Origin of the sequence: Escherichia sp. SCLE84, from assembly GCF_012584495.1 — a bacterium.
GTDB lineage: Bacteria > Pseudomonadota > Gammaproteobacteria > Enterobacterales > Enterobacteriaceae > ECMA0423.
Genome location: NZ_CP051430.1, coordinates 2,930,376 through 2,954,850, shown reverse-complemented (window position 1 = coordinate 2,954,850; position 24,475 = coordinate 2,930,376). Strand labels below are relative to the sequence as shown.

General features: G+C 53.9%; 20 protein-coding genes and 1 riboswitch. Of the genes, 11 read left to right on the top strand and 9 right to left on the bottom strand.

Annotation, left to right across the window (positions count from 1 at the left end; genetic code table 11):
* Positions 1–36 precede the first annotated feature (36 nt).
* The 3 genes from rplL to rpoC all read left to right on the top strand — a co-directional run bounded on the left by rplL (position 37) and on the right by rpoC (position 9,050).
* Positions 37–402, top strand: a complete 366-nt coding sequence (gene rplL / locus HGD79_RS14400; protein ID WP_000028878.1) for a 50S ribosomal protein L7/L12 — start codon at positions 37–39, stop codon at positions 400–402.
* Between the two features lie 319 nt (positions 403–721).
* Positions 722–4,750 carry a DNA-directed RNA polymerase subunit beta gene (gene rpoB / locus HGD79_RS14395; protein ID WP_000263098.1) on the top strand — a complete coding sequence of 1,343 codons (4,029 nt, stop codon included), beginning with the start codon at positions 722–724 and terminating at the stop codon, positions 4,748–4,750.
* Positions 4,751–4,826: 76 nt separating this feature from the next.
* On the top strand, positions 4,827–9,050 hold the full coding sequence (gene rpoC / locus HGD79_RS14390) for a DNA-directed RNA polymerase subunit beta' (RefSeq protein ID WP_000653944.1): 4,224 nt from the start codon (positions 4,827–4,829) through the stop codon (positions 9,048–9,050).
* 240 nt (positions 9,051–9,290) lie between these two features.
* Here rpoC and thiH read toward each other — a convergent pair whose 3' ends face one another.
* The 7 genes from thiH to rsd all read right to left on the bottom strand — a co-directional run bounded on the left by thiH (position 9,291) and on the right by rsd (position 15,364).
* Positions 9,291–10,424 carry a 2-iminoacetate synthase ThiH gene (gene thiH / locus HGD79_RS14385; RefSeq protein WP_000847444.1) on the bottom strand — a complete coding sequence of 378 codons (1,134 nt, stop codon included), beginning with the start codon at positions 10,422–10,424 and terminating at the stop codon, positions 9,291–9,293.
* Positions 10,421–11,191 (bottom strand): thiazole synthase, encoded by a 771-nt coding sequence (gene thiG, locus HGD79_RS14380; RefSeq protein WP_000944103.1) that lies wholly within the window; start codon positions 11,189–11,191, stop codon positions 10,421–10,423. Before thiG ends, thiH begins: the two co-directional genes overlap by 4 nt.
* A gap of 1 nt (position 11,192) precedes the next feature.
* Positions 11,193–11,393 (bottom strand): sulfur carrier protein ThiS, encoded by a 201-nt coding sequence (thiS, locus tag HGD79_RS14375; RefSeq protein WP_001166230.1) that lies wholly within the window; start codon positions 11,391–11,393, stop codon positions 11,193–11,195.
* Entirely contained in the window at positions 11,377–12,132 is a 756-nt protein-coding gene (thiF, locus tag HGD79_RS14370) for a thiazole biosynthesis adenylyltransferase ThiF (protein WP_000999750.1), read from the bottom strand. The genes thiS and thiF overlap by 17 nt, the downstream gene beginning before the upstream one ends.
* Positions 12,125–12,760, bottom strand: a complete 636-nt coding sequence (thiE, locus tag HGD79_RS14365; RefSeq protein ID WP_096147587.1) for a thiamine phosphate synthase — start codon at positions 12,758–12,760, stop codon at positions 12,125–12,127. Before thiE ends, thiF begins: the two co-directional genes overlap by 8 nt.
* Positions 12,760–14,655: a phosphomethylpyrimidine synthase ThiC gene (gene thiC, locus HGD79_RS14360; protein ID WP_001276926.1), complete on the bottom strand. Its 1,896-nt coding sequence runs from the start codon at positions 14,653–14,655 to the stop codon at positions 12,760–12,762. The genes thiE and thiC overlap by 1 nt, the downstream gene beginning before the upstream one ends.
* Positions 14,656–14,735: 80 nt before the next feature.
* A riboswitch (TPP riboswitch) is annotated at positions 14,736–14,836 on the bottom strand.
* A 51-nt stretch (positions 14,837–14,887) separates the two neighbouring features.
* Positions 14,888–15,364, bottom strand: coding sequence for a sigma D regulator (gene rsd, locus HGD79_RS14355; RefSeq protein WP_000934302.1), 477 nt, complete (start codon positions 15,362–15,364; stop codon positions 14,888–14,890).
* Between the two features lie 94 nt (positions 15,365–15,458).
* Here rsd and nudC point away from each other — a divergent pair, with 94 nt between their 5' ends.
* The 6 genes from nudC (at position 15,459) to HGD79_RS14325 (ending at position 19,817) form a co-directional block, all read left to right on the top strand.
* Positions 15,459–16,232 carry an NAD(+) diphosphatase gene (nudC, locus tag HGD79_RS14350; RefSeq protein ID WP_000373940.1) on the top strand — a complete coding sequence of 258 codons (774 nt, stop codon included), beginning with the start codon at positions 15,459–15,461 and terminating at the stop codon, positions 16,230–16,232.
* 39 nt (positions 16,233–16,271) lie between these two features.
* Positions 16,272–17,336, top strand: a complete 1,065-nt coding sequence (hemE, locus tag HGD79_RS14345; RefSeq protein ID WP_000137657.1) for a uroporphyrinogen decarboxylase — start codon at positions 16,272–16,274, stop codon at positions 17,334–17,336.
* A gap of 9 nt (positions 17,337–17,345) precedes the next feature.
* Positions 17,346–18,017, top strand: coding sequence for a deoxyribonuclease V (gene nfi / locus HGD79_RS14340; RefSeq protein ID WP_000362392.1), 672 nt, complete (start codon positions 17,346–17,348; stop codon positions 18,015–18,017).
* Between the two features lie 42 nt (positions 18,018–18,059).
* A complete protein-coding gene (locus HGD79_RS14335; RefSeq protein ID WP_000940106.1) occupies positions 18,060–18,650 on the top strand; it encodes a YjaG family protein in 591 nt (196 codons plus the stop codon).
* 186 nt (positions 18,651–18,836) lie between these two features.
* Positions 18,837–19,109, top strand: a complete 273-nt coding sequence (gene hupA / locus HGD79_RS14330; protein WP_001044513.1) for a nucleoid-associated protein HU-alpha — start codon at positions 18,837–18,839, stop codon at positions 19,107–19,109.
* A 12-nt stretch (positions 19,110–19,121) separates the two neighbouring features.
* Positions 19,122–19,817, top strand: coding sequence for a DUF1481 domain-containing protein (locus HGD79_RS14325; protein ID WP_001300651.1), 696 nt, complete (start codon positions 19,122–19,124; stop codon positions 19,815–19,817).
* Between the two features lies 1 nt (position 19,818).
* Here the strand turns inward: HGD79_RS14325 and zraP are convergent, their stop codons facing one another.
* The gene (gene zraP, locus HGD79_RS14320) at positions 19,819–20,244 is read right to left on the bottom strand and encodes a zinc resistance sensor/chaperone ZraP (RefSeq protein ID WP_000828222.1); all 426 of its coding nucleotides are present in this window, start codon (positions 20,242–20,244) and stop codon (positions 19,819–19,821) included.
* Between the two features lie 237 nt (positions 20,245–20,481).
* On the opposite strand from zraP, the gene zraS reads away from it, so the two are divergent.
* Together zraS and zraR are read left to right on the top strand one after the other, a co-directional pair.
* On the top strand, positions 20,482–21,858 hold the full coding sequence (gene zraS, locus HGD79_RS14315) for a two-component system sensor histidine kinase ZraS (RefSeq protein ID WP_001211921.1): 1,377 nt from the start codon (positions 20,482–20,484) through the stop codon (positions 21,856–21,858).
* Positions 21,855–23,180, top strand: coding sequence for a sigma-54-dependent response regulator transcription factor ZraR (gene zraR, locus HGD79_RS14310; RefSeq protein WP_000148518.1), 1,326 nt, complete (start codon positions 21,855–21,857; stop codon positions 23,178–23,180). Before zraS ends, zraR begins: the two co-directional genes overlap by 4 nt.
* On the opposite strand, the gene purD is transcribed toward zraR, so the two are convergent.
* Positions 23,177–24,466 carry a phosphoribosylamine--glycine ligase gene (gene purD, locus HGD79_RS14305; RefSeq protein WP_000866809.1) on the bottom strand — a complete coding sequence of 430 codons (1,290 nt, stop codon included), beginning with the start codon at positions 24,464–24,466 and terminating at the stop codon, positions 23,177–23,179. The two genes, zraR and purD, sit on opposite strands and share 4 nt — an antisense overlap.
* Positions 24,467–24,475: the final 9 nt, after the last annotated feature.

Sequence of the window (24,475 nt, the reverse complement as noted above, 5' to 3'; positions counted from 1 at the left end):
CGTATAAACTTATTCTGATATTCAGGAACAATTTAAATGTCTATCACTAAAGATCAAATCATTGAAGCAGTTGCAGCTATGTCTGTAATGGACGTTGTAGAACTGATCTCTGCAATGGAAGAAAAATTCGGTGTTTCCGCTGCTGCTGCTGTAGCTGTAGCTGCTGGCCCGGTTGAAGCTGCTGAAGAAAAAACTGAATTCGACGTAATTCTGAAAGCTGCTGGCGCTAACAAAGTTGCTGTTATCAAAGCAGTACGTGGCGCAACTGGCCTGGGTCTGAAAGAAGCTAAAGACCTGGTAGAATCTGCACCGGCTGCTCTGAAAGAAGGCGTGAGCAAAGACGACGCAGAAGCACTGAAAAAAGCTCTGGAAGAAGCTGGCGCTGAAGTTGAAGTTAAATAAGCCAACCCTTCCGGTTGCAGCCTGAGAAATCAGGCTGATGGCTGGTGACTTTTTAGTCACCAGCCTTTTTGCGCTGTAAGGCGCCAGTAGCGTTTCACACTGTTTGACTACTGCTGTGCCTTTCAATGCTTGTTTCTATCGACGACTTAATATACTGCGACAGGACGTCCGTTCTGTGTAAATCGCAATGAAATGGTTTAAGCGTGATAGCAACAGGCATTGCGGAAAGTGTTCCATTTTCCGGTCAACAAAATAGTGTTGCACAAACTGTCCGCTCAATGGACAGATGGGTCGACTTGTCAGCGAGCTGAGGAACCCTATGGTTTACTCCTATACCGAGAAAAAACGTATTCGTAAGGATTTTGGTAAACGTCCACAAGTTCTGGATGTACCTTATCTCCTTTCTATCCAGCTTGACTCGTTTCAGAAATTTATCGAGCAAGATCCTGAAGGGCAGTATGGTCTGGAAGCTGCTTTCCGTTCCGTATTCCCGATTCAGAGCTACAGCGGTAATTCCGAGCTGCAATACGTCAGCTACCGCCTTGGCGAACCGGTGTTTGACGTCCAGGAATGTCAAATCCGTGGCGTGACCTATTCCGCACCGCTGCGCGTTAAACTGCGTCTGGTGATCTATGAGCGCGAAGCGCCGGAAGGCACCGTAAAAGACATTAAAGAACAAGAAGTCTACATGGGCGAAATTCCGCTCATGACAGACAACGGTACCTTTGTTATCAACGGTACTGAGCGTGTTATCGTTTCCCAGCTGCACCGTAGTCCGGGCGTCTTCTTTGACTCCGACAAAGGTAAAACCCACTCTTCGGGTAAAGTGCTGTATAACGCGCGCATCATCCCTTACCGTGGTTCCTGGCTGGACTTCGAATTCGATCCGAAGGACAACCTGTTCGTACGTATCGACCGTCGCCGTAAACTGCCTGCGACCATCATTCTGCGCGCCCTGAACTACACCACAGAGCAGATCCTCGACCTGTTCTTTGAAAAAGTTATCTTTGAAATCCGTGATAACAAGCTGCAGATGGAACTGGTGCCGGAACGCCTGCGTGGTGAAACCGCATCTTTTGACATCGAAGCTAACGGTAAAGTGTACGTAGAAAAAGGCCGCCGTATCACTGCGCGCCACATTCGCCAGCTGGAAAAAGACGACGTCAAACTGATCGAAGTCCCGGTTGAGTACATCGCAGGTAAAGTGGTTGCTAAAGACTATATTGATGAGTCTACCGGCGAGCTGATCTGCGCAGCGAACATGGAGCTGAGCCTGGATCTGCTGGCTAAGCTGAGCCAGTCTGGTCACAAGCGTATCGAAACGCTGTTCACCAACGATCTGGATCACGGCCCATATATCTCTGAAACCTTACGTGTCGACCCAACTAACGACCGTCTGAGCGCACTGGTAGAAATCTACCGCATGATGCGCCCTGGCGAGCCGCCGACTCGTGAAGCAGCGGAAAGCCTGTTCGAGAACCTGTTCTTCTCCGAAGACCGTTATGACCTGTCTGCGGTTGGTCGTATGAAGTTCAACCGTTCTCTGCTGCGCGAAGAAATCGAAGGTTCCGGTATCCTGAGCAAAGACGACATCATTGATGTTATGAAAAAGCTCATCGATATCCGTAACGGTAAAGGCGAAGTCGATGATATCGACCACCTCGGCAACCGTCGTATCCGTTCCGTTGGCGAAATGGCGGAAAACCAGTTCCGCGTTGGCCTGGTACGTGTAGAGCGTGCGGTGAAAGAGCGTCTGTCTCTGGGCGATCTGGATACCCTGATGCCTCAGGATATGATCAACGCCAAGCCGATTTCCGCAGCAGTGAAAGAGTTCTTCGGTTCCAGCCAGCTGTCTCAGTTTATGGACCAGAACAACCCGCTGTCTGAGATTACGCACAAACGTCGTATCTCCGCACTCGGCCCAGGCGGTCTGACCCGTGAACGTGCAGGCTTCGAAGTTCGAGACGTACACCCGACTCACTACGGTCGCGTATGTCCAATCGAAACCCCTGAAGGTCCGAACATCGGTCTGATCAACTCTCTGTCCGTGTACGCACAGACTAACGAATACGGCTTCCTTGAGACTCCGTATCGTAAAGTGACCGACGGTGTTGTAACTGACGAAATTCACTACCTGTCTGCTATCGAAGAAGGCAACTACGTTATCGCCCAGGCGAACTCCAACCTGGATGAAGAAGGCCACTTCGTAGAAGACCTGGTAACTTGCCGTAGCAAAGGCGAATCCAGCTTGTTCAGCCGTGACCAGGTTGACTACATGGACGTATCCACCCAGCAGGTGGTATCCGTCGGTGCGTCCCTGATCCCGTTCCTGGAACACGATGACGCCAACCGTGCATTGATGGGTGCGAACATGCAACGTCAGGCCGTTCCGACTCTGCGTGCTGATAAGCCGCTGGTTGGTACTGGTATGGAACGTGCTGTTGCCGTTGACTCCGGTGTAACTGCGGTAGCTAAACGTGGTGGTGTCGTTCAGTACGTGGATGCTTCCCGTATCGTTATCAAAGTTAACGAAGACGAGATGTATCCGGGTGAAGCAGGTATCGACATCTACAACCTGACCAAATACACCCGTTCTAACCAGAACACCTGTATCAACCAGATGCCGTGTGTGTCTCTGGGTGAACCGGTTGAACGTGGCGACGTGCTGGCAGACGGTCCGTCCACCGACCTCGGTGAACTGGCGCTTGGTCAGAACATGCGCGTAGCGTTCATGCCGTGGAATGGTTACAACTTCGAAGACTCCATCCTCGTATCCGAGCGTGTTGTTCAGGAAGACCGTTTCACCACCATCCACATTCAGGAACTGGCGTGTGTGTCCCGTGACACCAAGCTGGGGCCAGAAGAGATCACCGCTGACATCCCGAACGTGGGTGAAGCTGCGCTCTCCAAACTGGATGAATCCGGTATCGTTTATATTGGTGCGGAAGTGACCGGTGGCGACATACTGGTTGGTAAGGTTACGCCGAAAGGTGAAACTCAGCTGACCCCAGAAGAAAAACTGCTGCGTGCGATCTTCGGTGAGAAAGCCTCTGACGTTAAAGACTCTTCTCTGCGCGTACCAAACGGTGTATCCGGTACGGTTATCGACGTTCAGGTCTTTACTCGCGATGGCGTAGAAAAAGACAAACGTGCGCTGGAAATCGAAGAAATGCAGCTCAAACAGGCGAAGAAAGACCTGTCTGAAGAACTGCAGATCCTCGAAGCGGGTCTGTTCAGCCGTATCCGTGCTGTGCTGGTAGCCGGTGGCGTTGAAGCTGAGAAGCTCGACAAACTGCCGCGCGATCGCTGGCTGGAGCTGGGCCTGACCGACGAAGAGAAACAAAATCAGCTGGAACAGCTGGCTGAGCAGTATGACGAACTGAAACACGAGTTCGAGAAGAAACTCGAAGCGAAACGCCGCAAAATCACCCAGGGCGACGATCTGGCACCGGGCGTGCTGAAGATTGTTAAGGTATATCTGGCGGTTAAACGCCGTATCCAGCCTGGTGACAAGATGGCAGGTCGTCACGGTAACAAGGGTGTAATTTCTAAGATCAACCCGATCGAAGATATGCCTTACGATGAAAACGGTACGCCGGTAGACATCGTACTGAACCCGCTGGGCGTACCGTCTCGTATGAACATCGGTCAGATCCTCGAAACCCACCTGGGTATGGCTGCGAAAGGTATCGGCGACAAGATCAACGCCATGCTGAAACAGCAGCAGGAAGTCGCGAAACTGCGCGAATTCATCCAGCGTGCGTACGATCTGGGCGCTGACGTTCGTCAGAAAGTTGACCTGAGTACCTTCAGCGATGAAGAAGTTATGCGTCTGGCTGAAAACCTGCGCAAAGGTATGCCAATCGCAACGCCGGTGTTCGACGGTGCGAAAGAAGCAGAAATTAAAGAGCTGCTGAAACTTGGCGACCTGCCGACTTCTGGTCAGATCCGCCTGTACGACGGCCGCACTGGTGAACAGTTCGAACGTCCGGTAACCGTTGGTTACATGTACATGCTGAAACTGAACCACCTGGTCGACGACAAGATGCACGCGCGTTCCACCGGTTCTTACAGCCTGGTTACTCAGCAGCCGCTGGGTGGTAAGGCACAGTTCGGTGGTCAGCGTTTCGGGGAGATGGAAGTGTGGGCGCTGGAAGCATACGGCGCAGCATACACCCTGCAGGAAATGCTCACCGTTAAGTCTGATGACGTGAATGGTCGTACTAAGATGTATAAAAACATCGTGGACGGCAACCATCAGATGGAGCCGGGCATGCCAGAATCCTTCAACGTATTGTTGAAAGAGATTCGTTCGCTGGGTATCAACATCGAACTGGAAGACGAGTAATTCTCGCTCAAACAGGTCACTGCTGTCGGGGTAAAACCCGGCAGCGGATTGTGCTAACTCCGACGGGAGCAAATCCGTGAAAGATTTATTAAAGTTTCTGAAAGCGCAGACTAAAACCGAAGAGTTTGATGCGATCAAAATTGCTCTGGCTTCGCCAGACATGATCCGTTCATGGTCTTTCGGTGAAGTTAAAAAGCCGGAAACCATCAACTACCGTACGTTCAAACCAGAACGTGACGGCCTTTTCTGCGCCCGTATCTTTGGGCCGGTAAAAGATTACGAGTGCCTGTGCGGTAAGTACAAGCGCCTGAAACACCGTGGCGTCATCTGTGAGAAGTGCGGCGTTGAAGTGACCCAGACAAAAGTACGCCGTGAGCGTATGGGCCACATCGAACTGGCTTCCCCGACTGCGCACATCTGGTTCCTGAAATCGCTGCCGTCCCGTATCGGCCTGCTGCTCGATATGCCGCTGCGCGATATCGAACGCGTACTGTACTTCGAATCCTATGTGGTTATCGAAGGCGGTATGACCAACCTGGAACGTCAGCAGATCCTGACTGAAGAGCAGTATCTGGACGCGCTGGAAGAGTTCGGTGACGAATTCGACGCGAAAATGGGTGCGGAAGCAATCCAGGCTCTGCTGAAGAGCATGGATCTGGAGCAAGAGTGCGAACAGTTGCGTGAAGAGCTGAACGAAACCAACTCCGAAACCAAGCGTAAAAAGCTGACCAAGCGTATCAAACTGTTGGAAGCGTTCGTTCAGTCTGGTAACAAACCAGAGTGGATGATCCTGACCGTTCTGCCGGTACTGCCGCCAGATCTGCGTCCGCTGGTTCCGCTGGATGGTGGTCGTTTCGCGACTTCTGACCTGAACGATCTGTATCGTCGCGTCATTAACCGTAACAACCGTCTGAAACGTCTGCTGGATCTGGCTGCGCCGGACATCATCGTACGTAACGAAAAACGTATGCTGCAGGAAGCGGTTGACGCCCTGCTGGATAACGGTCGTCGCGGTCGTGCAATCACCGGTTCTAACAAGCGTCCTCTGAAATCTTTGGCCGACATGATCAAAGGTAAACAGGGTCGTTTCCGTCAGAACCTACTCGGTAAGCGTGTTGACTACTCCGGTCGTTCTGTAATCACCGTAGGTCCATACCTGCGTCTGCATCAGTGCGGTCTGCCGAAGAAAATGGCACTGGAGCTGTTCAAACCGTTCATCTACGGCAAGCTGGAACTGCGTGGTCTTGCTACCACCATTAAAGCTGCGAAGAAAATGGTTGAGCGCGAAGAAGCTGTCGTTTGGGATATCCTGGACGAAGTTATCCGCGAACACCCGGTACTGCTGAACCGTGCACCGACTCTGCACCGTCTGGGTATCCAGGCATTTGAACCGGTACTGATCGAAGGTAAAGCTATCCAGCTGCACCCGCTGGTTTGTGCGGCATATAACGCCGACTTCGATGGTGACCAGATGGCTGTTCACGTACCGCTGACGCTGGAAGCCCAGCTGGAAGCGCGTGCGCTGATGATGTCTACCAACAACATCCTGTCCCCGGCGAACGGCGAACCAATCATCGTTCCGTCTCAGGACGTTGTACTGGGTCTGTACTACATGACCCGTGACTGTGTTAACGCCAAAGGCGAAGGCATGGTGCTGACTGGCCCGAAAGAAGCAGAACGTCTGTATCGCTCTGGTCTGGCTTCTCTGCATGCGCGCGTTAAAGTGCGTATCACCGAGTATGAAAAAGATGCAAACGGTGAATTAGTAGCGAAAACCAGCCTGAAAGACACGACTGTTGGCCGTGCCATTCTGTGGATGATTGTACCGAAAGGTCTGCCTTACTCCATCGTCAACCAGGCGCTGGGTAAAAAAGCAATCTCCAAAATGCTGAACACCTGCTACCGCATTCTCGGTCTGAAACCGACCGTTATTTTTGCGGACCAGATCATGTACACCGGCTTCGCCTATGCAGCGCGTTCTGGTGCATCTGTTGGTATCGATGACATGGTCATCCCGGAGAAGAAACACGAAATCATCTCCGAGGCAGAAGCAGAAGTTGCTGAAATTCAGGAGCAGTTCCAGTCTGGTCTGGTAACTGCGGGCGAACGCTACAACAAAGTTATCGATATCTGGGCTGCGGCGAACGATCGTGTATCCAAAGCGATGATGGATAACCTGCAAACTGAAACCGTGATTAACCGTGACGGTCAGGAAGAGAAGCAGGTTTCCTTCAACAGCATCTACATGATGGCCGACTCCGGTGCGCGTGGTTCTGCGGCACAGATTCGTCAGCTTGCTGGTATGCGTGGTCTGATGGCGAAGCCGGATGGCTCCATCATCGAAACGCCAATCACCGCGAACTTCCGTGAAGGTCTGAACGTACTCCAGTACTTCATCTCCACCCACGGTGCTCGTAAAGGTCTGGCGGATACCGCACTGAAAACTGCGAACTCCGGTTACCTGACTCGTCGTCTGGTTGACGTGGCGCAGGACCTGGTGGTTACCGAAGACGATTGTGGTACCCATGAAGGTATCATGATGACTCCGGTTATCGAGGGTGGTGACGTTAAAGAGCCGCTGCGCGATCGCGTACTGGGTCGTGTAACTGCTGAAGACGTTCTGAAGCCGGGTACTGCTGATATCCTCGTTCCGCGCAACACGCTGCTGCACGAACAGTGGTGTGACCTGCTGGAAGAGAACTCTGTCGACGCGGTAAAAGTACGTTCTGTTGTATCTTGTGACACCGACTTTGGTGTATGTGCGCACTGCTACGGTCGTGACCTGGCGCGTGGCCACATCATCAACAAAGGTGAAGCAATCGGTGTTATCGCGGCACAGTCCATCGGTGAACCGGGTACACAGCTGACCATGCGTACGTTCCACATCGGTGGTGCGGCATCTCGTGCGGCTGCTGAATCCAGCATCCAGGTGAAAAACAAAGGTAGCATCAAGCTCAGCAACGTGAAGTCGGTTGTGAACTCCAGCGGTAAACTGGTTATCACTTCCCGTAACACCGAACTGAAACTGATCGACGAATTCGGTCGTACCAAAGAAAGCTACAAAGTGCCTTACGGTGCGGTACTGGCGAAAGGCGATGGCGAACAGGTTGCTGGCGGCGAAACCGTTGCAAACTGGGACCCGCACACCATGCCGGTTATCACCGAAGTAAGCGGTTTTGTACGCTTTACTGACATGATCGACGGCCAGACCATTACTCGTCAGACCGACGAACTGACCGGTCTGTCTTCGCTGGTGGTTCTGGATTCCGCAGAACGTACCGCAGGTGGTAAAGATCTGCGTCCGGCACTGAAAATCGTTGATGCTCAGGGTAACGACGTTCTGATCCCTGGTACCGATATGCCTGCGCAGTACTTCCTGCCGGGTAAAGCGATTGTTCAGCTGGAAGATGGCGTACAGATCAGCTCTGGTGACACCCTGGCGCGTATTCCGCAGGAATCCGGCGGTACCAAGGACATCACCGGTGGTCTGCCACGCGTTGCGGACCTGTTCGAAGCACGTCGTCCGAAAGAGCCGGCAATCCTTGCTGAAATCAGCGGTATCGTTTCCTTCGGTAAAGAAACCAAAGGTAAACGTCGTCTGGTTATCACCCCGGTAGACGGTAGCGATCCGTACGAAGAGATGATTCCGAAATGGCGTCAGCTCAACGTGTTCGAAGGTGAACGTGTAGAACGTGGTGACGTAATTTCCGACGGTCCGGAAGCGCCGCACGACATTCTGCGTCTGCGTGGTGTTCATGCTGTGACTCGTTACATCGTTAACGAAGTACAGGACGTATACCGTCTGCAGGGCGTTAAGATTAACGATAAACACATCGAAGTTATCGTTCGTCAGATGCTGCGTAAAGCTACCATCGTTAACGCGGGCAGCTCCGACTTCCTGGAAGGCGAACAGGTTGAATACTCTCGCGTCAAGATCGCAAACCGCGAACTGGAAGCGAACGGCAAAGTGGGTGCAACTTACTCCCGCGATCTGCTGGGTATCACCAAAGCGTCTCTGGCAACCGAGTCCTTCATCTCCGCGGCATCGTTCCAGGAGACCACTCGCGTGCTGACCGAAGCAGCCGTTGCGGGCAAACGCGACGAACTGCGCGGCCTGAAAGAGAACGTTATCGTGGGTCGTCTGATCCCGGCAGGTACCGGTTACGCGTACCACCAGGATCGTATGCGTCGCCGTGCTGCGGGTGAAGCTCCGGCTGCACCGCAGGTGACTGCCGAAGACGCATCTGCCAGCCTGGCAGAACTGCTGAACGCAGGTCTGGGCGGTTCTGATAACGAGTAATCGTTAATCCGCAAATAACGTAAAAACCCGCTTCGGCGGGTTTTTTTATGGGTGTTATTCAGAGGGCAAATTCTTCACGGAATTTTTAAGAAAGGCAGGGCGAAACGAGGAAGAAGCTTTTCGCCCTGGACAACATTCCTGCTGACGGAACTACCATAAAAAAACAGAACGCTTTCAACAACCTTGCGTTTTTCATCTTCCGTAGCGGCTCGGAATAAATTTACGTTGTTACATTCTGTCTCATGGCCTTTGCGAGGCGTGTCCCAGATAGCTGTCCCAGTCTTTCCATACCGGCTGCAAACCCTGAGCGGTTAACGCGGCCGCAACTGCTTCTGGTCTGCGATCGTCGTGCGGTGAGAACTGTTCCAGCTCGGGGTGATTGTCGGCATAGCCACCTGGCTGCGTTTTCGAAAAAGCGCTGACGTTATTAATTGCCAGCGGAATCACGCGATCGCGAAACCACGGTGATTCCCGCGTGGAGAGTGAGAGTTCAATCTCCGGTGCAAGCAGTCGGAAGGCGCAGATGGTTTGCACTAACTGGCGTTCATCCATAATCGACGCAGGCTCAATGCCGCCAGTACACGGGCGCAGGCGCGGAAAGGAGACAGAGTAACGGCTTTGCCAGTAATGCTGTTGCAGCCATAGCAAATGTTCGGCAACCATATAGCAGTCAACGCGCCAGTTGTCGGAAAGGCCAATTAGCGCGCCGAGGCCTATCTTATCAATCCCCGCACGCCCCAGCCGATCCGGCGTTTCCAGCCGCCAGAAGAAGTCCTGTTTTTTGCCTTTCAAATGATGGCGGGCATAAGTCGCCTCGTGATATGTCTCCTGATAAACCATCACGCCATCCAGACCAAGCTGCTTTAACTCGGCGTATTCCGTCTCCGCCAGCGGTTGCACTTCCATTTGTAGTGAAGAGAACTGTTCACGCAGGGCGGGGAGATGACGACGAAAGTAATCCATCCCCACTTTCGCCTGATGTTCACCAGTGACTAATAGCAGATGTTCAAAGCCCATCTCCCGTATAGCGGCGCTTTCCCTGGCAATATCCGCTTCATCCAGCGTTTTGCGCTTGATGCGATTACTCATGGAAAATCCGCAGTACGTGCAGTCGTTAGCGCAAAGATTGGAAAGATAAAGCGGGACGTAGAAACTAACTGTGTTGCCAAATCGCTGACGGGTCAGACGCTGCGCCCGTTGGGCCAGTTGTTCCAGATAGCCACTGGCGGCTGGCGATAACAGCGCCATCATATCGTCGCGGGTGAGTTGCGAGGCATTTAGCGCCCGTTCTACGTCAGCAGCCGTTTTGCCGTTGATACGCAGGCGGATGTCGTCCCAGTCCAGTTGTCGCCAGCGATCGCTGAAGGTTTTCATGCCGATGCCTCCAGAAATCCAGTCAGCGGGCTGGTGGCATGAGCAAAATGACTGCGGCTGCCCGGTCCGGACTGACGTGCCAGCAGGCCTGCTTCTACCGCCAGACGAAATGCCTTCGCCATGTTGACGGGATCGTCCGCGACGGCAATTGCCGTATTCACTAACACCGCGTCGGCCCCCATTTCCAGCGCCTGCGCGGCATGGCTGGGAACGCCGATGCCAGCATCGACAACCACCGGCACTGTGGCCTGCTGGATAATAATCTCCAGCATGGCGCGGGTTTCCAGTCCCTGATTCGAGCCAATCGGCGCGCCGAGCGGCATCACCGCTGCACAGCCGACTTCTTCCAGACGTTTACACAATACCGGATCGGCCCCGCAGTAAGGCAGCACGACAAATCCCTGTTGTACCAGCGTTTCGGCGGCTTTCAGGGTTTCGATGGGATCGGGCAACAGCCAGCGGGCGTCAGGGTGAATCTCTAATTTTAACCAGTTTGTGCCTAACGCTTCACGAGCCAGATGGGCGGCGAAAATGGCTTCTTCCGCTGTTTTCGCCCCGGATGTATTTGGCAGCAGGGTCACACCCGCCGCGATAAGCGGTTCGAGGATAGCGTCGTTGTGCTGGCGCAAGTCGACACGTTTCATCGCCAGTGTCACCAGCTGGCTGCCGGAAGCGCGGATCGCCTCCACCATCAGTTGTGAAGAAGCGAATTTCCCTGTGCCGGTAAACAGATGTGAATCAAACGTTTTGTCCGCAATACGTAACATTTCAACCCCCTGCAATAACCTGAAAAAGCAGGATCTGGTCGCCATCCTGCACGATATGTTGCGCCCACTGCTCACGCGGGACGATTTGCTGATTAATCGCCAGAGCCGCGCCCGCTTGTCGTTGGTCGAGTTGCTCCAGTAGTTCGTGAACAGTTTGCCCGGCGGCGCACTGCATCGGTTGATCGTTAAACAGGATCTGCATTGCTTCCTCCGCATACCGGGCAACCACTGGCGCGGCGCAACGCCAGGCTGCGCCACTGGCTCGATTTACCGTCGAACAGTCGGAGTTCTCCCGCAGGTGTCTCTATACCGCTTAATAACTTAATGGCTTCCAGTGCCTGCAAAGTGCCCATAACCCCGACCACCGGGCCAACCACGCCCGCCGTGCGGCAGTTGCGTTCTGGCTCCTGGTTATCTGGCCACAGGCAGCGGTAACACCCCTGCTCCCAGGGCGGCGTCAGTACCATCAACTGACCGCCAAATCCGACCGCGCTGGCGGTGATAAGCGGCGTGTTGAGTGCCACGCAGGCGGCATTAATCTCCTGGCGAGTCGCCATATTGTCGGTACAGTCGAGCACCACATCGGCCCGTGCAACCGCATCTTTTAACGCCTCACCCGTTAACCGTTGTTGTAATGCTGTCAGTTGAATGTCGGGATTCAACTGTGTCAGTCGCTGTTGGCTGACCTGCGATTTCGGGCTGTTGATATCTTCAGTGGTAAAGAGGATTTGTCGTTGCAGATTGCTTAAATGCACATCGTCGTCATCTGCCAGTACCAGCGTCCCGACGCCAGCGCCCGCCAGGTACAGCGCAGCAGGTGTACCCAGCCCGCCCAGACCGATAATCAGCACCTGGCTGTCGAGCAGTTTTTGCTGCCCGTCCAGAGCGATATCGTCGAGCAGGATTTGGCGGCTATAACGCATAAAGTCACGGTCATTCATCGCCAACTCCTGCAATTTCCAGCAACTGTGCCGTTGCCAAACGCCAGTCTGCAGCTTGAGTAATGGCGCTGACGACGGCGATACTGCCGACACCCGTTGCTATCACCGCAGGCGCGCGTGCCAGACTGATACCGCCAATCGCCACGGTGGGATACTCCGCCAGTCGCTCAACATGCCGTGCCAGCTGTTCCAGCCCCTGCGGTGCAGAAGGCATCTGTTTGGTTTGCGTCGGGAACACATGTCCCAGCGCGATATAAGAGGGGCGTGCTGCCAGCGCGACGTCGATTTCCATATCGTCATGTGTCGAAACGCCCAGCCGCAGGCCTGCCGCGCGGATGGCATTGAGATCGGTGGCTTGCAAATCTTCCTGCCCCAAATGGACGCCATACGCCTGATGCTTGATCGCCAGCCGCCAGTAATCGTTGATAAACAATCGCGCGTTATAGCGGCGGCCCAGCGCAATTGCCGCCACGACATCGGCTTCCACCTCTTCATCGCGCCGATCTTTGATGCGTAGCTGGAGAGTACGTACGCCTGCATCCAACAGACGTTCGATCCACTGTACGCTGTCCACCACCGGGTACAGTCCTAAACGAAAAGGTACAGGAGGAAAATCAGGCTGATACATCACGCTTCCTCCTTACGCAGGTAGATTTCTCCGCCTCTGGCACGGAAGTTCTCCGACATATCCGCCATTCCCATTTCAATAGTTTGCGTGGCGGCGTAATCACGCACTTCCTGGCTGATTTTCATCGAACAGAATTTCGGCCCACACATGGAGCAAAAATGGGCGACTTTACCTGACTCTTGCGGCAGGGTTTCATCGTGATAAGCGCGGGCGGTAAACGGGTCGAGGGCCAGATTAAACTGGTCTTCCCAGCGAAATTCGAAGCGGGCTTTCGACATGGCGTTATCGCGAATTTGCGCGCCCGGATGCCCTTTCGCCAGGTCAGCGGCGTGGGCGGCAATCTTATAGGTGATAAGCCCCTGCTTAACATCTTCTTTATTAGGCAGACCCAGATGCTCTTTTGGCGTTACGTAACAGAGCATCGCGCAGCCAAACCAGCCAATCATCGCCGCACCAATCCCCGACGTGAAGTGGTCATAGCCCGGCGCAATATCGGTAGTTAGCGGCCCCAGAGTGTAAAACGGCGCTTCGTGGCAGTGCTCTAACTCCTCGGTCATATTGCGGCGGATCATCTGCATCGGCACGTGACCTGGGCCTTCAATCATCACCTGCACGTCATATTCCCAGGCAATTTTGGTCAGTTCGCCCAGCGTATGCAGCTCGGCAAACTGCGCTTCATCGTTGGCGTCCTGAATAGAACCGGGGCGCAGACCGTCGCCCAGCGACAGCGAAACGTCATAAGCGGCACAGATTTCACAAATTTCGCGGAAGTGTTGATAGAGGAAATTTTCCTGATGATGGGAGAGGCACCATTTCGCCATAATCGAACCGCCGCGAGAGACGATACCGGTCAGGCGTTTCGCGGTCATCGGCACATAGCGCAGCAGTACGCCCGCATGGATAGTGAAGTAATCCACACCTTGCTCGGCCTGTTCCAGCAGCGTGTCGCGGAACGCTTCCCAGGTAAGATCTTCGGCGATCCCGTTAACCTTCTCCAGCGCCTGGTAGATCGGCACTGTACCGATCGGCACCGGGCTGTTACGCAAAATCCACTCGCGGGTTTCGTGAATATAGCGACCGGTGGAGAGATCCATCACCGTATCCGCTCCCCAGCGCGTGGACCATACCAGCTTTTCCACTTCTTCTTCGATGGAAGAGGTGACCGCCGAGTTGCCGATATTGGCGTTAACTTTTACCAGGAAATTGCGACCAATAATCATCGGCTCCGATTCCGGATGATTAATGTTGGCCGGGATAATCGCACGTCCGGCAGCAACTTCATCACGGACAAATTCCGCAGTGATATTTTCCGGCAGATGTGCGCCAAAGCTCATTCCCGGATGCTGGTGGCGTAAAACCTCGCTACGGATGCGCTCGCGGCCCATATTCTCGCGGATGGCGATGAATTCCATTTCCGGCGTGATGATGCCCTGGCGGGCGTAGTGCAGTTGGGTGACACGGCGTCCTGCTTTGGCGCGTTTTGGTGTTAGTACACCGCTAAAACGCAGTTCGTCGAGGCCATCATCTGCCAGCCGCGCTTTAGTGTAATCGGAACTGCGCACGGTAAGTTCTTCGGTATCGCCGCGCGCATCGATCCACGGCTGGCGTAGTTTTGCCAGCCCTTGCTGCACGTTAATGGCAATCTGCGGATCACCATACGGGCCGGAGGTGTCGTAGACCGGAATCGCTTCGTTTTCTTCGTACTGCGGCTGTTCTTTGCTACCGCCAATTAGCGTCGGGCTAAGCTGGATCTCACGCATCGGCACGCGCACGCCGGGGTGTGTGCCAGTGATATAAATGCGTTTTGAGTTGGGAAAGGCGGTGCCTTCCAGGGTGTCGATAAAATGTTGGGCCCGGGCGCGTTGTTCGCGGCGGGTCAGTTTTGTTGCAGACATAGCTCATTCCAAAAAGTTAAGGACGTGGCTTGTCAGACGACGGATGAAGCAAGAGACGATCGCCGCAGGGGCGATGCGATAGCAGATTAACTCTTGTTCCCTTCGCAGGTATTAGCCTGATCAGGTTCCGCGGATCCCGAATAAACGGTCTCAGCCAGTTAAGGCACTCCGACAAGAAATTAGCCCCGCAAATGGGGCATTGAATGTAAATTACGCGTTAACAGCGCAGAACTCAAGCAGGATGTTTGACGCGGGCGGCGTCAAGCACCAGCAGAATCAGCTTATCTTCCAGCACAAAGCGCGCTTCCAGCGCCTCGCCGATGTCAGATAAAACCTGTTGAAACTCAAGGTAATTATCATGATCGATGGCGGTTTCCAGACTGGAATCGTAGTAATCCATAATCTGTTGAGTATTGGCTTCGAGTTGCGGCCAAATCTTCGCGGCGCGCGCGAGTTGCCCGTTGCCTTCCAGCTTATGAAGAATGCGCTCATAAATACTGAAATGTCCGGCAGACAAGTAATCGACCAGGCTCTGACAAAAATCATCAAGGGCTTTTTCGTTTAGCCTCATGTACGATTCTTTGCCAGGCTTAATGCCAACCAGATTGTAGTAAGCCACGAGCAGATGCTTACGTACATGTAGCCAGCGATCAACCAGTTTGTTACTTCCTCTGACGCGCTCCGTCAGGTTATCGAGCTGGTTAAGCATGATTGACTCCGCAAGTTTGTATTCAAAAACTGCTCAGTGAGAAATGTAAAAACCATGTTAAACATGCCAGTGATGCAAAGGTAGTGCAAGAGCTATGGATCGTATAATTGAAAAATTAGATCACGGCTGGTGGGTCGTCAGCCATGAACAAAAATTATGGTTGCCGAAGGGAGAATTGCCATATGGCGAAGCGGCAAATTTCGATCTTGTGGGTCAGCGCGCACTACAAATCGGCGAATGGCAGGGGGAACCTGTTTGGTTAGTACAACAGCAGCGGCGTCACGATATGGGGTCGGTACGTCAGGTCATTGATCTCGATGTTGGGCTGTTTCAACTGGCCGGACGAGGCGTACAACTGGCGGAGTTTTACCGATCGCATAAATACTGTGGTTACTGCGGGCATGAAATGTATCCGAGCAAAACCGAATGGGCGATGCTGTGCAGCCATTGCCGTGAGCGTTACTACCCGCAAATCGCCCCCTGCATTATTGTTGCTATCCGTCGCGATGATTCGATCCTCCTCGCCCAGCATACCCGCCATCGTAACGGTGTCCATACAGTACTTGCCGGATTCGTCGAAGTGGGCGAAACCCTCGAGCAGGCAGTCGCGCGGGAAGTGATGGAAGAGAGCGGAATTAAAGTTAAAAACTTGCGTTACGTGACTTCTCAGCCGTGGCCGTTTCCTCAGTCTTTAATGACCGCGTTTATGGCGGAATATGACAGCGGCGACATCGTGATCGACCCGAAAGAATTGCTCGAGGCGAACTGGTATCGCTATGACGATTTGCCGTTACTCCCGCCGCCCGGCACCGTAGCGCGCCGTCTGATAGAAGATACGGTGGCGATGTGTCGGGCAGAGTATGAGTGATGATACACTGACCGCCTGACGCACTAAGGAACAGCCAAAATGACCGAACTTAAAAACGATCGTTATCTGCGGGCGCTGCTGCGCCAGCCCGTTGATGTCACTCCAGTATGGATGATGCGCCAGGCGGGTCGCTATCTACCGGAATATAAAGCCACGCGCGCCCAGGCGGGCGATTTTATGTCGCTGTGCAAAAACGCCGAGCTGGCGTGCGAAGTGACTTTGCAACCGCTGCGTCGCTACCCGCTGGATGCGGCGATCCTCTTTTCCGATATCCTCACCGTGCCGGACGCGATGGGGTTAGGGCTCTATTTTGAAGCCGGAGAAGGTCCGCGTTTTACCTCGCCAGTCACCTGCAAAGCCGACGTCGATAAACTGCCAATTCCGGACCCGGAAGATGAGCTGGGTTACGTGATGAACGCGGTGCGTACCATTCGTCGCGAACTGAAAGGCGAAGTGCCGCTGATTGGTTTTTCCGGCAGCCCGTGGACGCTGGCAACCTACATGGTGGAAGGCGGCAGCAGCAAAGCCTTCACCGTGATCAAAAAAATGATGTATGCCGATCCGCAGGCGCTGCACGCTCTACTCGATAAACTGGCGAAAAGCGTCACTTTGTATCTGAATGCGCAGATTAAAGCCGGTGCTCAGGCTGTGATGATTTTCGACACCTGGGGCGGCGTGCTTACCGGGCGCGATTATCAACAGTTCTCGCTTTATTACATGCATAAAATTGTTGATGGTTTACTGCGTGAAAACGACGGTCGCCGCGTACCGGTCACGCTGTTTACCAAAGGCGGCGGACAGTGGCTGGAAGCCATGGCAGAAACCGGTTGCGATGCGCTGGGCCTCGACTGGACAACGGACATCGCCGATGCGCGCCGCCGTGTGGGCAATAAAGTCGCGTTGCAGGGTAATATGGATCCGTCGATGCTGTACGCGCCGCCTGCCCGCATTGAAGAAGAAGTAGCGACTATACTTGCAGGTTTCGGTCACGGCGAAGGTCATGTCTTTAACCTTGGTCACGGCATTCATCAGGATGTGCCGCCAGAACATGCTGGCGTGTTCGTGGAGGCAGTGCATCGACTGTCTGAACAGTATCACCGCTAAGGAGTGATTATGGATCTCGCGTCATTACGCGCTCAACAAATCGAACTGGCTTCTTCTGTGATCCGCGAGGATCGACTCGATAAAGATCCACCGGATCTGATCGCCGGAGCCGATGTCGGGTTTGAGCAGGGCGGAGAAGTGACGCGAGCGGCGATGGTGCTGCTGAAATATCCCTCGCTTGAGCTGGTGGAGTATAAAGTTGCCCGCATCGCCACCACCATGCCTTACATTCCAGGTTTTCTTTCCTTCCGCGAATATCCTGCGCTGCTGGCAGCGTGGGAGATGCTGTCGCAAAAGCCGGATTTAGTGTTTGTCGATGGTCATGGGATCTCGCATCCTCGCCGTCTTGGCGTCGCCAGCCATTTTGGTTTGATGGTGGATGTGCCAACGATCGGCGTGGCGAAAAAACGGCTCTGCGGTAAATTCGAACCGCTCTCCAGCGAACCGGGCGCGCTGGCCCCACTGATGGATAAAGGCGAGCAGCTGGCCTGGGTCTGGCGCAGCAAAGCGCGCTGTAACCCGTTGTTTATCGCTACCGGCCATCGGGTCAGCGTGGACAGCGCGCTGGCGTGGGTACAACGCTGCATGAAAGGCTATCGTCTGCCGGAGCCAACGCGCTGGGCGGACGCGGTGGCCTCGGAACGTCCGGCGTTCGTGCGCTATACAGCAAATCAGCCCTAATTCAGGTAAACTGCGGATAATTTCCGTATTTGAGAACTCAACATGTTACAAAACCCAATTCATCTGCGTCTGGAGCGCCTGGAAAGCTGGCAGCATGTCACTTTCATGGCTTGCTTATGCGAACGCATGTACCCCAATTACGCCATGTTCTGCCAGCAAACCGGTTTTGGTGATGGGCAAATTTACCGTCGTATTCTCGATCTCATCTGGGAAACGCTGACCGTTAAAGACGCAAAAGTAAATTTCGACAGCCAACTGGAGAAATTTGAAGAAGCGATTCCTTCAGCCGACGATTTCGATCTGTACGGCGTTTATCCGGCAATCGATGCCTGCGTGGCGTTAAGTGAACTGGTCCATTCGCGTTTGAGTGGTGAAACGCTCGAACACGCGGTGGAAGTGAGTAAGACCTCCATCACGACCGTTGCGATGCTGGAAATGACTCAGGCTGGTCGCGAAATGAGCGATGAAGAGCTTAAAGAAAACCCAGCTGTAGAGCAAGAATGGGACATTCAGTGGGAAATATTCCGACTTTTAGCTGAGTGCGAAGAACGCGATATCGAGCTGATAAAAGGCCTTAGGGCAGACCTGCGTGAGGCGGGTGAGAGCAATATTGGTATAATTTTTCAGCAATAAGACCAGAAAACGTGATTTAACGCCTGATTTGTCGTACCTGGAGTCTTCCCTTTCGCCCCCCGTCTGGTCTACATTTGGGGGGCGAAAAAAAGTGGCTATCGGTGCGTGTATGCAGGAGAGTGCTATTCTGGCATTTCCGTCGCACTCGATGCTTAGCAAGCGATAAACACATTGTAAGGATAACTTATGAACAAGACTCAACTGATTGATGTAATTGCAGAGAAAGCAGAACTGTCCAAAACCCAGGCTAAAGCTGCTCTGGAGTCCACTCTGGCTGCAATTACTGAGTCTCTGAAAGAAGGCGATGCTGTACAACTGGTTGGTTTCGGTACCTTCAAAGTGAACCACCGCGCTGAGCGTACTGGCCGCAACCCGCAGACCGGTAAAGAAATCAAAATTGCCGCAGCTAACGTACCGGCATTTGTTTCTGGCAAGGCACTGAAAGACGCAGTTAAGTAAGATTGCGTGGCAGTGAACAGTTTTAACGAAGGGGTGGTTTCACCCCTTTTGTCTTTCTGGCGTCGATCATTGATGCTGGCAGGCGCTCTGTTTCTCACTGCCTGTAGTCACAACTCTTCACTTCCTCCCTTTACCGCCAGTGGATTTGCTGAAGACCAGGGCGCGGTACGCATCTGGCGAAAAGACAGCGGCGATAATGTGCATCTGCTTGCCGTGTTTAGCCCGTGGCGCAGTGGCGATACCACGACGCGAGAGTATCGCTGGCAGGGCGATAACCTCACGCTCATCAATATCAATGTTTACAGCAAACCGCCGGTGAACATTCGCGCGCGTTTTGACGATCGCGGTGATCTGAGCTTTATGCAACGTGAATCCGATGGGGAAAAGCAGCAGCTTTCTAACGACCAAATCGATTTATACCGTTATCGTGCTGATCAGATCCGCCAGATTAGCGATGCCTTACGTCAGGGGAGAGTCGTGCTGCGCCAGGGGCGCTGGCATGCGATGGAACAGACCGTGACCACCTGCGAAGGGCAAACCATTAAACCTGATTTAGATTCGCAGGCGATAGCGCATATCGAGCGCCGCCAGAGCCGCTCTTCTGTTGATGTCAGCGTGGCATGGCTGGAAGCGCCCGAAGGTTCGCAATTACTGTTAGTGGCAAACTCTGATTTCTGTCGCTGGCAACCCAACGAGAAAACGTTCTGATTTACCAGTGGCCCATACCCATATGACCGCCACCACCGCAGCCGCCGTAGCCCATGCCCATTCCGGCTCCGCGCGGAATACCCGCTTCAGCCATCGCAATATCTCGTTTCACCCGTAACTCATCTAACGACTGACGCAAATTCTCCATCTCTTTGGCGACCGCGTTAATTTTGCTGCTATCCGGTGGGTTCGCGGCTAACAGGGCATTGTATTCATAACGCTTCGTCACCAGTTGCTGTTGCAGTGCGCTGCTTTGAGCGTAAAAGTCATTATGGATTTTCTGCCACGCTGTCTGTTGTTCGCTGGTCAAAGGCGCGGCATTTTGCTGCCACATACCGTGTCCGCCGTGAGCAAATGCAGATGTCGATCCCATCGCCATTGCTGAAAGCGCCATCATTACCAGGGCAATTTTCGTGTTCCGTTTCATGGTTAATCCTCCAGTGGTTGTCTTACTTCGGGTATTGCATCTTCCGTGCCAACGATGAAACGCTGATATGACGGGTAATCTGGCATGATAAACGAGTAAAAATGACTCGCCTGCTGCGGGTAGCGAGTCATTTTTACTCATTGAAACTTAAGCCTTTGTGTTACAGCGCAGGGTAAGCGCTGATAAAAGATGGCATGATTTCTGCTGTCAGAAAGGGATGAGCAGGCAAAGAAGAAGATGCGTTTTATGCAACGTTCTAAAGACTCCTTAGCTAAATGGTTAAGCGCGATCCTCCCCGTGGTCATTGTTGGGCTGGTAGGGTTGTTTGCGGTGACGGTGATTCGCGATTATGGGCGCGAGACTGCCGCCGCCAGACAAACGCTGCTGGAAAAAGGCAGTGTACTTATTCGCGCTCTTGAATCCGGCTCGCGCGTCGGCATGGGGATGCGCATGCATCATGCGCAGCAGCAGGCCTTACTGGAAGAAATGGCCGGGCAGCCTGGAGTACGTTGGTTTGCGGTCACGGATGAACAAGGAACAATCGTGATGCATAGCAACTCCGGCATGGTGGGAAAACAGCTTTATTCCCCGCAGGAAATGCAGCAGTTACATCCTGGAGATGAAGAAGCGTGGCGGCGGATCGATAGCGCAGACGGCGAGCCTGTTCTGGAAATTTATCGCCAGTTTCAACCGATGTTTGCTGCTGGAATGCACCGGATGCGCCATATGCAGCAGTATGCCGCAACACCACAAGCAATTTTCATCGCTTTCGACGCCAGTAATATTGTGAGTGCCGAAGATCGTGAGCAGAGAAACACCCTGATTATCCTCTTCGCCCTGGCGACGGTCTTGCTGGCAAGCGTATTGTCATTCTTCTGGTATCGCCGCTATCTGCGCTCGCGCCAGCTTCTACAAGATGAAATGAAGCGCAAAGAGAAGCTGGTGGCGCTGGGGCATCTTGCGGCAGGCGTTGCCCACGAAATCCGTAATCCACTTTCCTCAATTAAAGGGCTGGCGAAATACTTTGCCGAACGCGCGCCAGCAGGGGGAGAAGCGCATCAATTGGCGCAGGTGATGGCGAAAGAAGCCGACCGTTTAAACCGCGTGGTAAGCGAGTTGCTGGAACTGGTTAAGCCAACGCATCTGGCTTTGCAGGCGGTGGATCTCAACACGCTGATTAACCACTCATTACAGCTGGTAAGCCAGGATGCAAACAGCCGGGAGATCCAGTTACGCTTTACCGCCAACGACACATTACCGGAAATTCAGGCCGATCCGGACAGGCTGACTCAGGTCCTGTTGAATCTCTATCTCAATGCTATTCAGGCGATTGGTCAGCATGGCGTGATTAGCGTGACGGTCAGCGAAAGCGGCGCGGGCGTGAAAATCAGCGTTACCGACAGCGGTAAGGGAATTGCGGCAGATCAGCTTGAAGCCATCTTCACTCCGTACTTCACCACCAAAGCCGAAGGCACCGGATTGGGGCTGGCGGTCGTGCATAATATTGTTGAACAACACGGTGGTACAATTCAGGTCGCAAGCCAGGAGGGAAAAGGCTCAACGTTCACCCTCTGGCTTCCGGTCAATATTACGCGTAAGGACCCACAAGGATGACGCACGATAATATCGATATTCTGGTGGTGGATGATGACATTAGCCACTGCACTATTTTGCAGGCTTTACTGCGCGGCTGGGGCTATAACGTCGCGCTGGCGAACAGCGGGCGACAGGCGCTGGAGCAGGTGCGGGAACAGGTTTTTGATCTTGTGCTTTGCGATGTGCGAATGGCGGAGATGGACGGCATCGCCACGCTGAAAGAGATCAAAGCGTTAAACCCGGCAATTCCGGTGCTGATTATGACTGCGTACTCCAGCGTCGAGACGGCGGTAGAGGCACTGAAAACTGGGGCGCTGGATTATCTCATCAAGCCGCTGGATTTCGATAACCTACAGGCGACGCTGGAAAAGGCGCTCGCGCATACGCACAGTATTGATGCTGAAACACCTGCGGTGACTGCCAGCCAGTTCGGTATGGTCGGTAAAAGCTCGGCGATGCAACACCTGCTCAGTGAAATCGCCCTCGTCGCGCCATCGGAAGCCACGGTACTGATCCACGGCGATTCCGGCACCGGTAAAGAGCTGGTCGCCAGGGCGATTCACGCCAGTAGCGCACGTAGCGAAAAACCGCTGGTAACGCTCAACTGTGCGGCACTCAACGAATCCTTGCTGGAATCTGAATTGTTCGGTCACGAAAAAGGGGCGTTTACTGGAGCCGATAAACGCCGGGAAGGGCGCTTTGTTGAGGCGGACGGCGGCACGCTGTTTCTCGATGAAATTGGCGATATCTCGCCGATGATGCAGGTGCGTCTGCTGCGTGCGATTCAGGAGCGCGAAGTTCAGCGTGTCGGTAGCAACCAGACTATCTCGGTTGATGTCCGGCTGATTGCGGCGACCCATCGCGATCTTGCCGCAGAGGTGAATGCCGGGCGTTTTCGCCAGGATCTCTACTATCGCCTGAATGTGGTGGCGATTGAAGTACCATCGCTGCGGCAACGGCGGGAAGATATCCCTCTGCTGGCTGGCCATTTTCTGCAGCGCTTTGCCGAGCGTAATCGCAAGGCGGTAAAAGGTTTTACGCCCCAGGCGATGGATCTGTTGATTCATTACGACTGGCCGGGAAATATTCGTGAGCTGGAAAACGCGGTGGAACGGGCAGTGGTGCTGCTGACCGGGGAATATATTTCCGAACGCGAGCTGCCGCTGGCGATTGCCAGTACGCCGATCCCGCTGGGGCAAAGTCAGGATATTCAGCCGCTGGTGGAAGTGGAAAAAGAGGTGATTCTGGCGGCACTGGAGAAAACGGGCGGCAACAAAACTGAAGCCGCCCGTCAGTTAGGGATCACGCGTAAAACGTTATTGGCAAAACTGTCGCGTTAGTTCTGCTCGCGTTCGATAGCACGCCAGCCGATATCTTTCCGGCAGAAGCAGTCGTCCCAGTGGATATCGGTCATTAAGGCATAGGCGCGTTTCTGCGCTTCTGCCACGGTATGACCCAGCGCGGTGACGCACAGTACGCGCCCGCCGCTGGTCACTACCTGCTCGTTATCCGCCAGTTTCGTGCCCGCGTGGAACACTTTGCCGCCTGCCACTTCTTCCAGCGGCAGGCCGTGGATCACGTCACCGGTGCGGTAATCACCCGGATATCCACCCGCAGCCATCACCACGCCGAGAGAAGCGCGTTCATCCCACTCTGACGTTTTCTCGTCCAGTTTGCCTTCACAGGCCGCCAGGCAGAGCTCAACCAGATCGGACTTCATGCGCAGCATAATCGGCTGGGTTTCTGGATCGCCAAAGCGGCAGTTAAATTCGATAACCTTCGGATTGCCCTGTTTGTCGATCATCAGGCCCGCGTAGAGAAAACCGGTGTAGGTGTTGCCTTCCGCCGCCATGCCTTTCACGGTTGGCCAGATGATACGTTCCATGGTGCGCTGATGAACTTCATCGGTTACTACCGGCGCGGGGGAGTAAGCGCCCATCCCGCCCGTGTTTGGTCCGGTATCTTTATCGCCTACGCGTTTGTGATCCTGGCTGGTGGCCATCGGCAGCACATGCTCGCCGTCTACCATCACGATAAAGCTCGCTTCTTCGCCATCGAGGAACTCTTCGATAACGATGCGATGACCCGCGTCGCCAAAAGCGTTGCCCGCCAGCATATCGTGAACAGCCGCTTCCGCTTCTTCCAGCGTCATCGCCACGATAACGCCTTTCCCGGCAGCCAGACCGTCCGCTTTAATGACGATTGGCGCGCCTTTCTCACGCAGATACGCCAGCGCAGGTTCTACCTCGGTGAAGTTCTGGTATTCCGCCGTAGGGATCTTATGGCGGGCCAGGAAATCTTTGGTAAACGCTTTTGAGCCTTCCAGTTGGGCCGCACCTGCGGTTGGGCCGAAGATTTTCAGCCCGGCGGCGCGGAAGGTATCGACCACGCCTTTCACCAGCGGCGCTTCCGGGCCGACGATGGTCAGATCAATCTTTTCGTTTTGTGCGAAATCCAACAGCGCCGGGATATCGGTCACGCCAATAGCAACGTTTTGCAGCGCGGGTTCCAGTGCAGTGCCTGCATTACCCGGAGCAACAAAAACAGTCTCAACCAGCGGCGACTGGGCCGCTTTCCAGGCCAGCGCGTGCTCGCGCCCGCCGTTACCAATCACTAATACTTTCATCTATTGCTC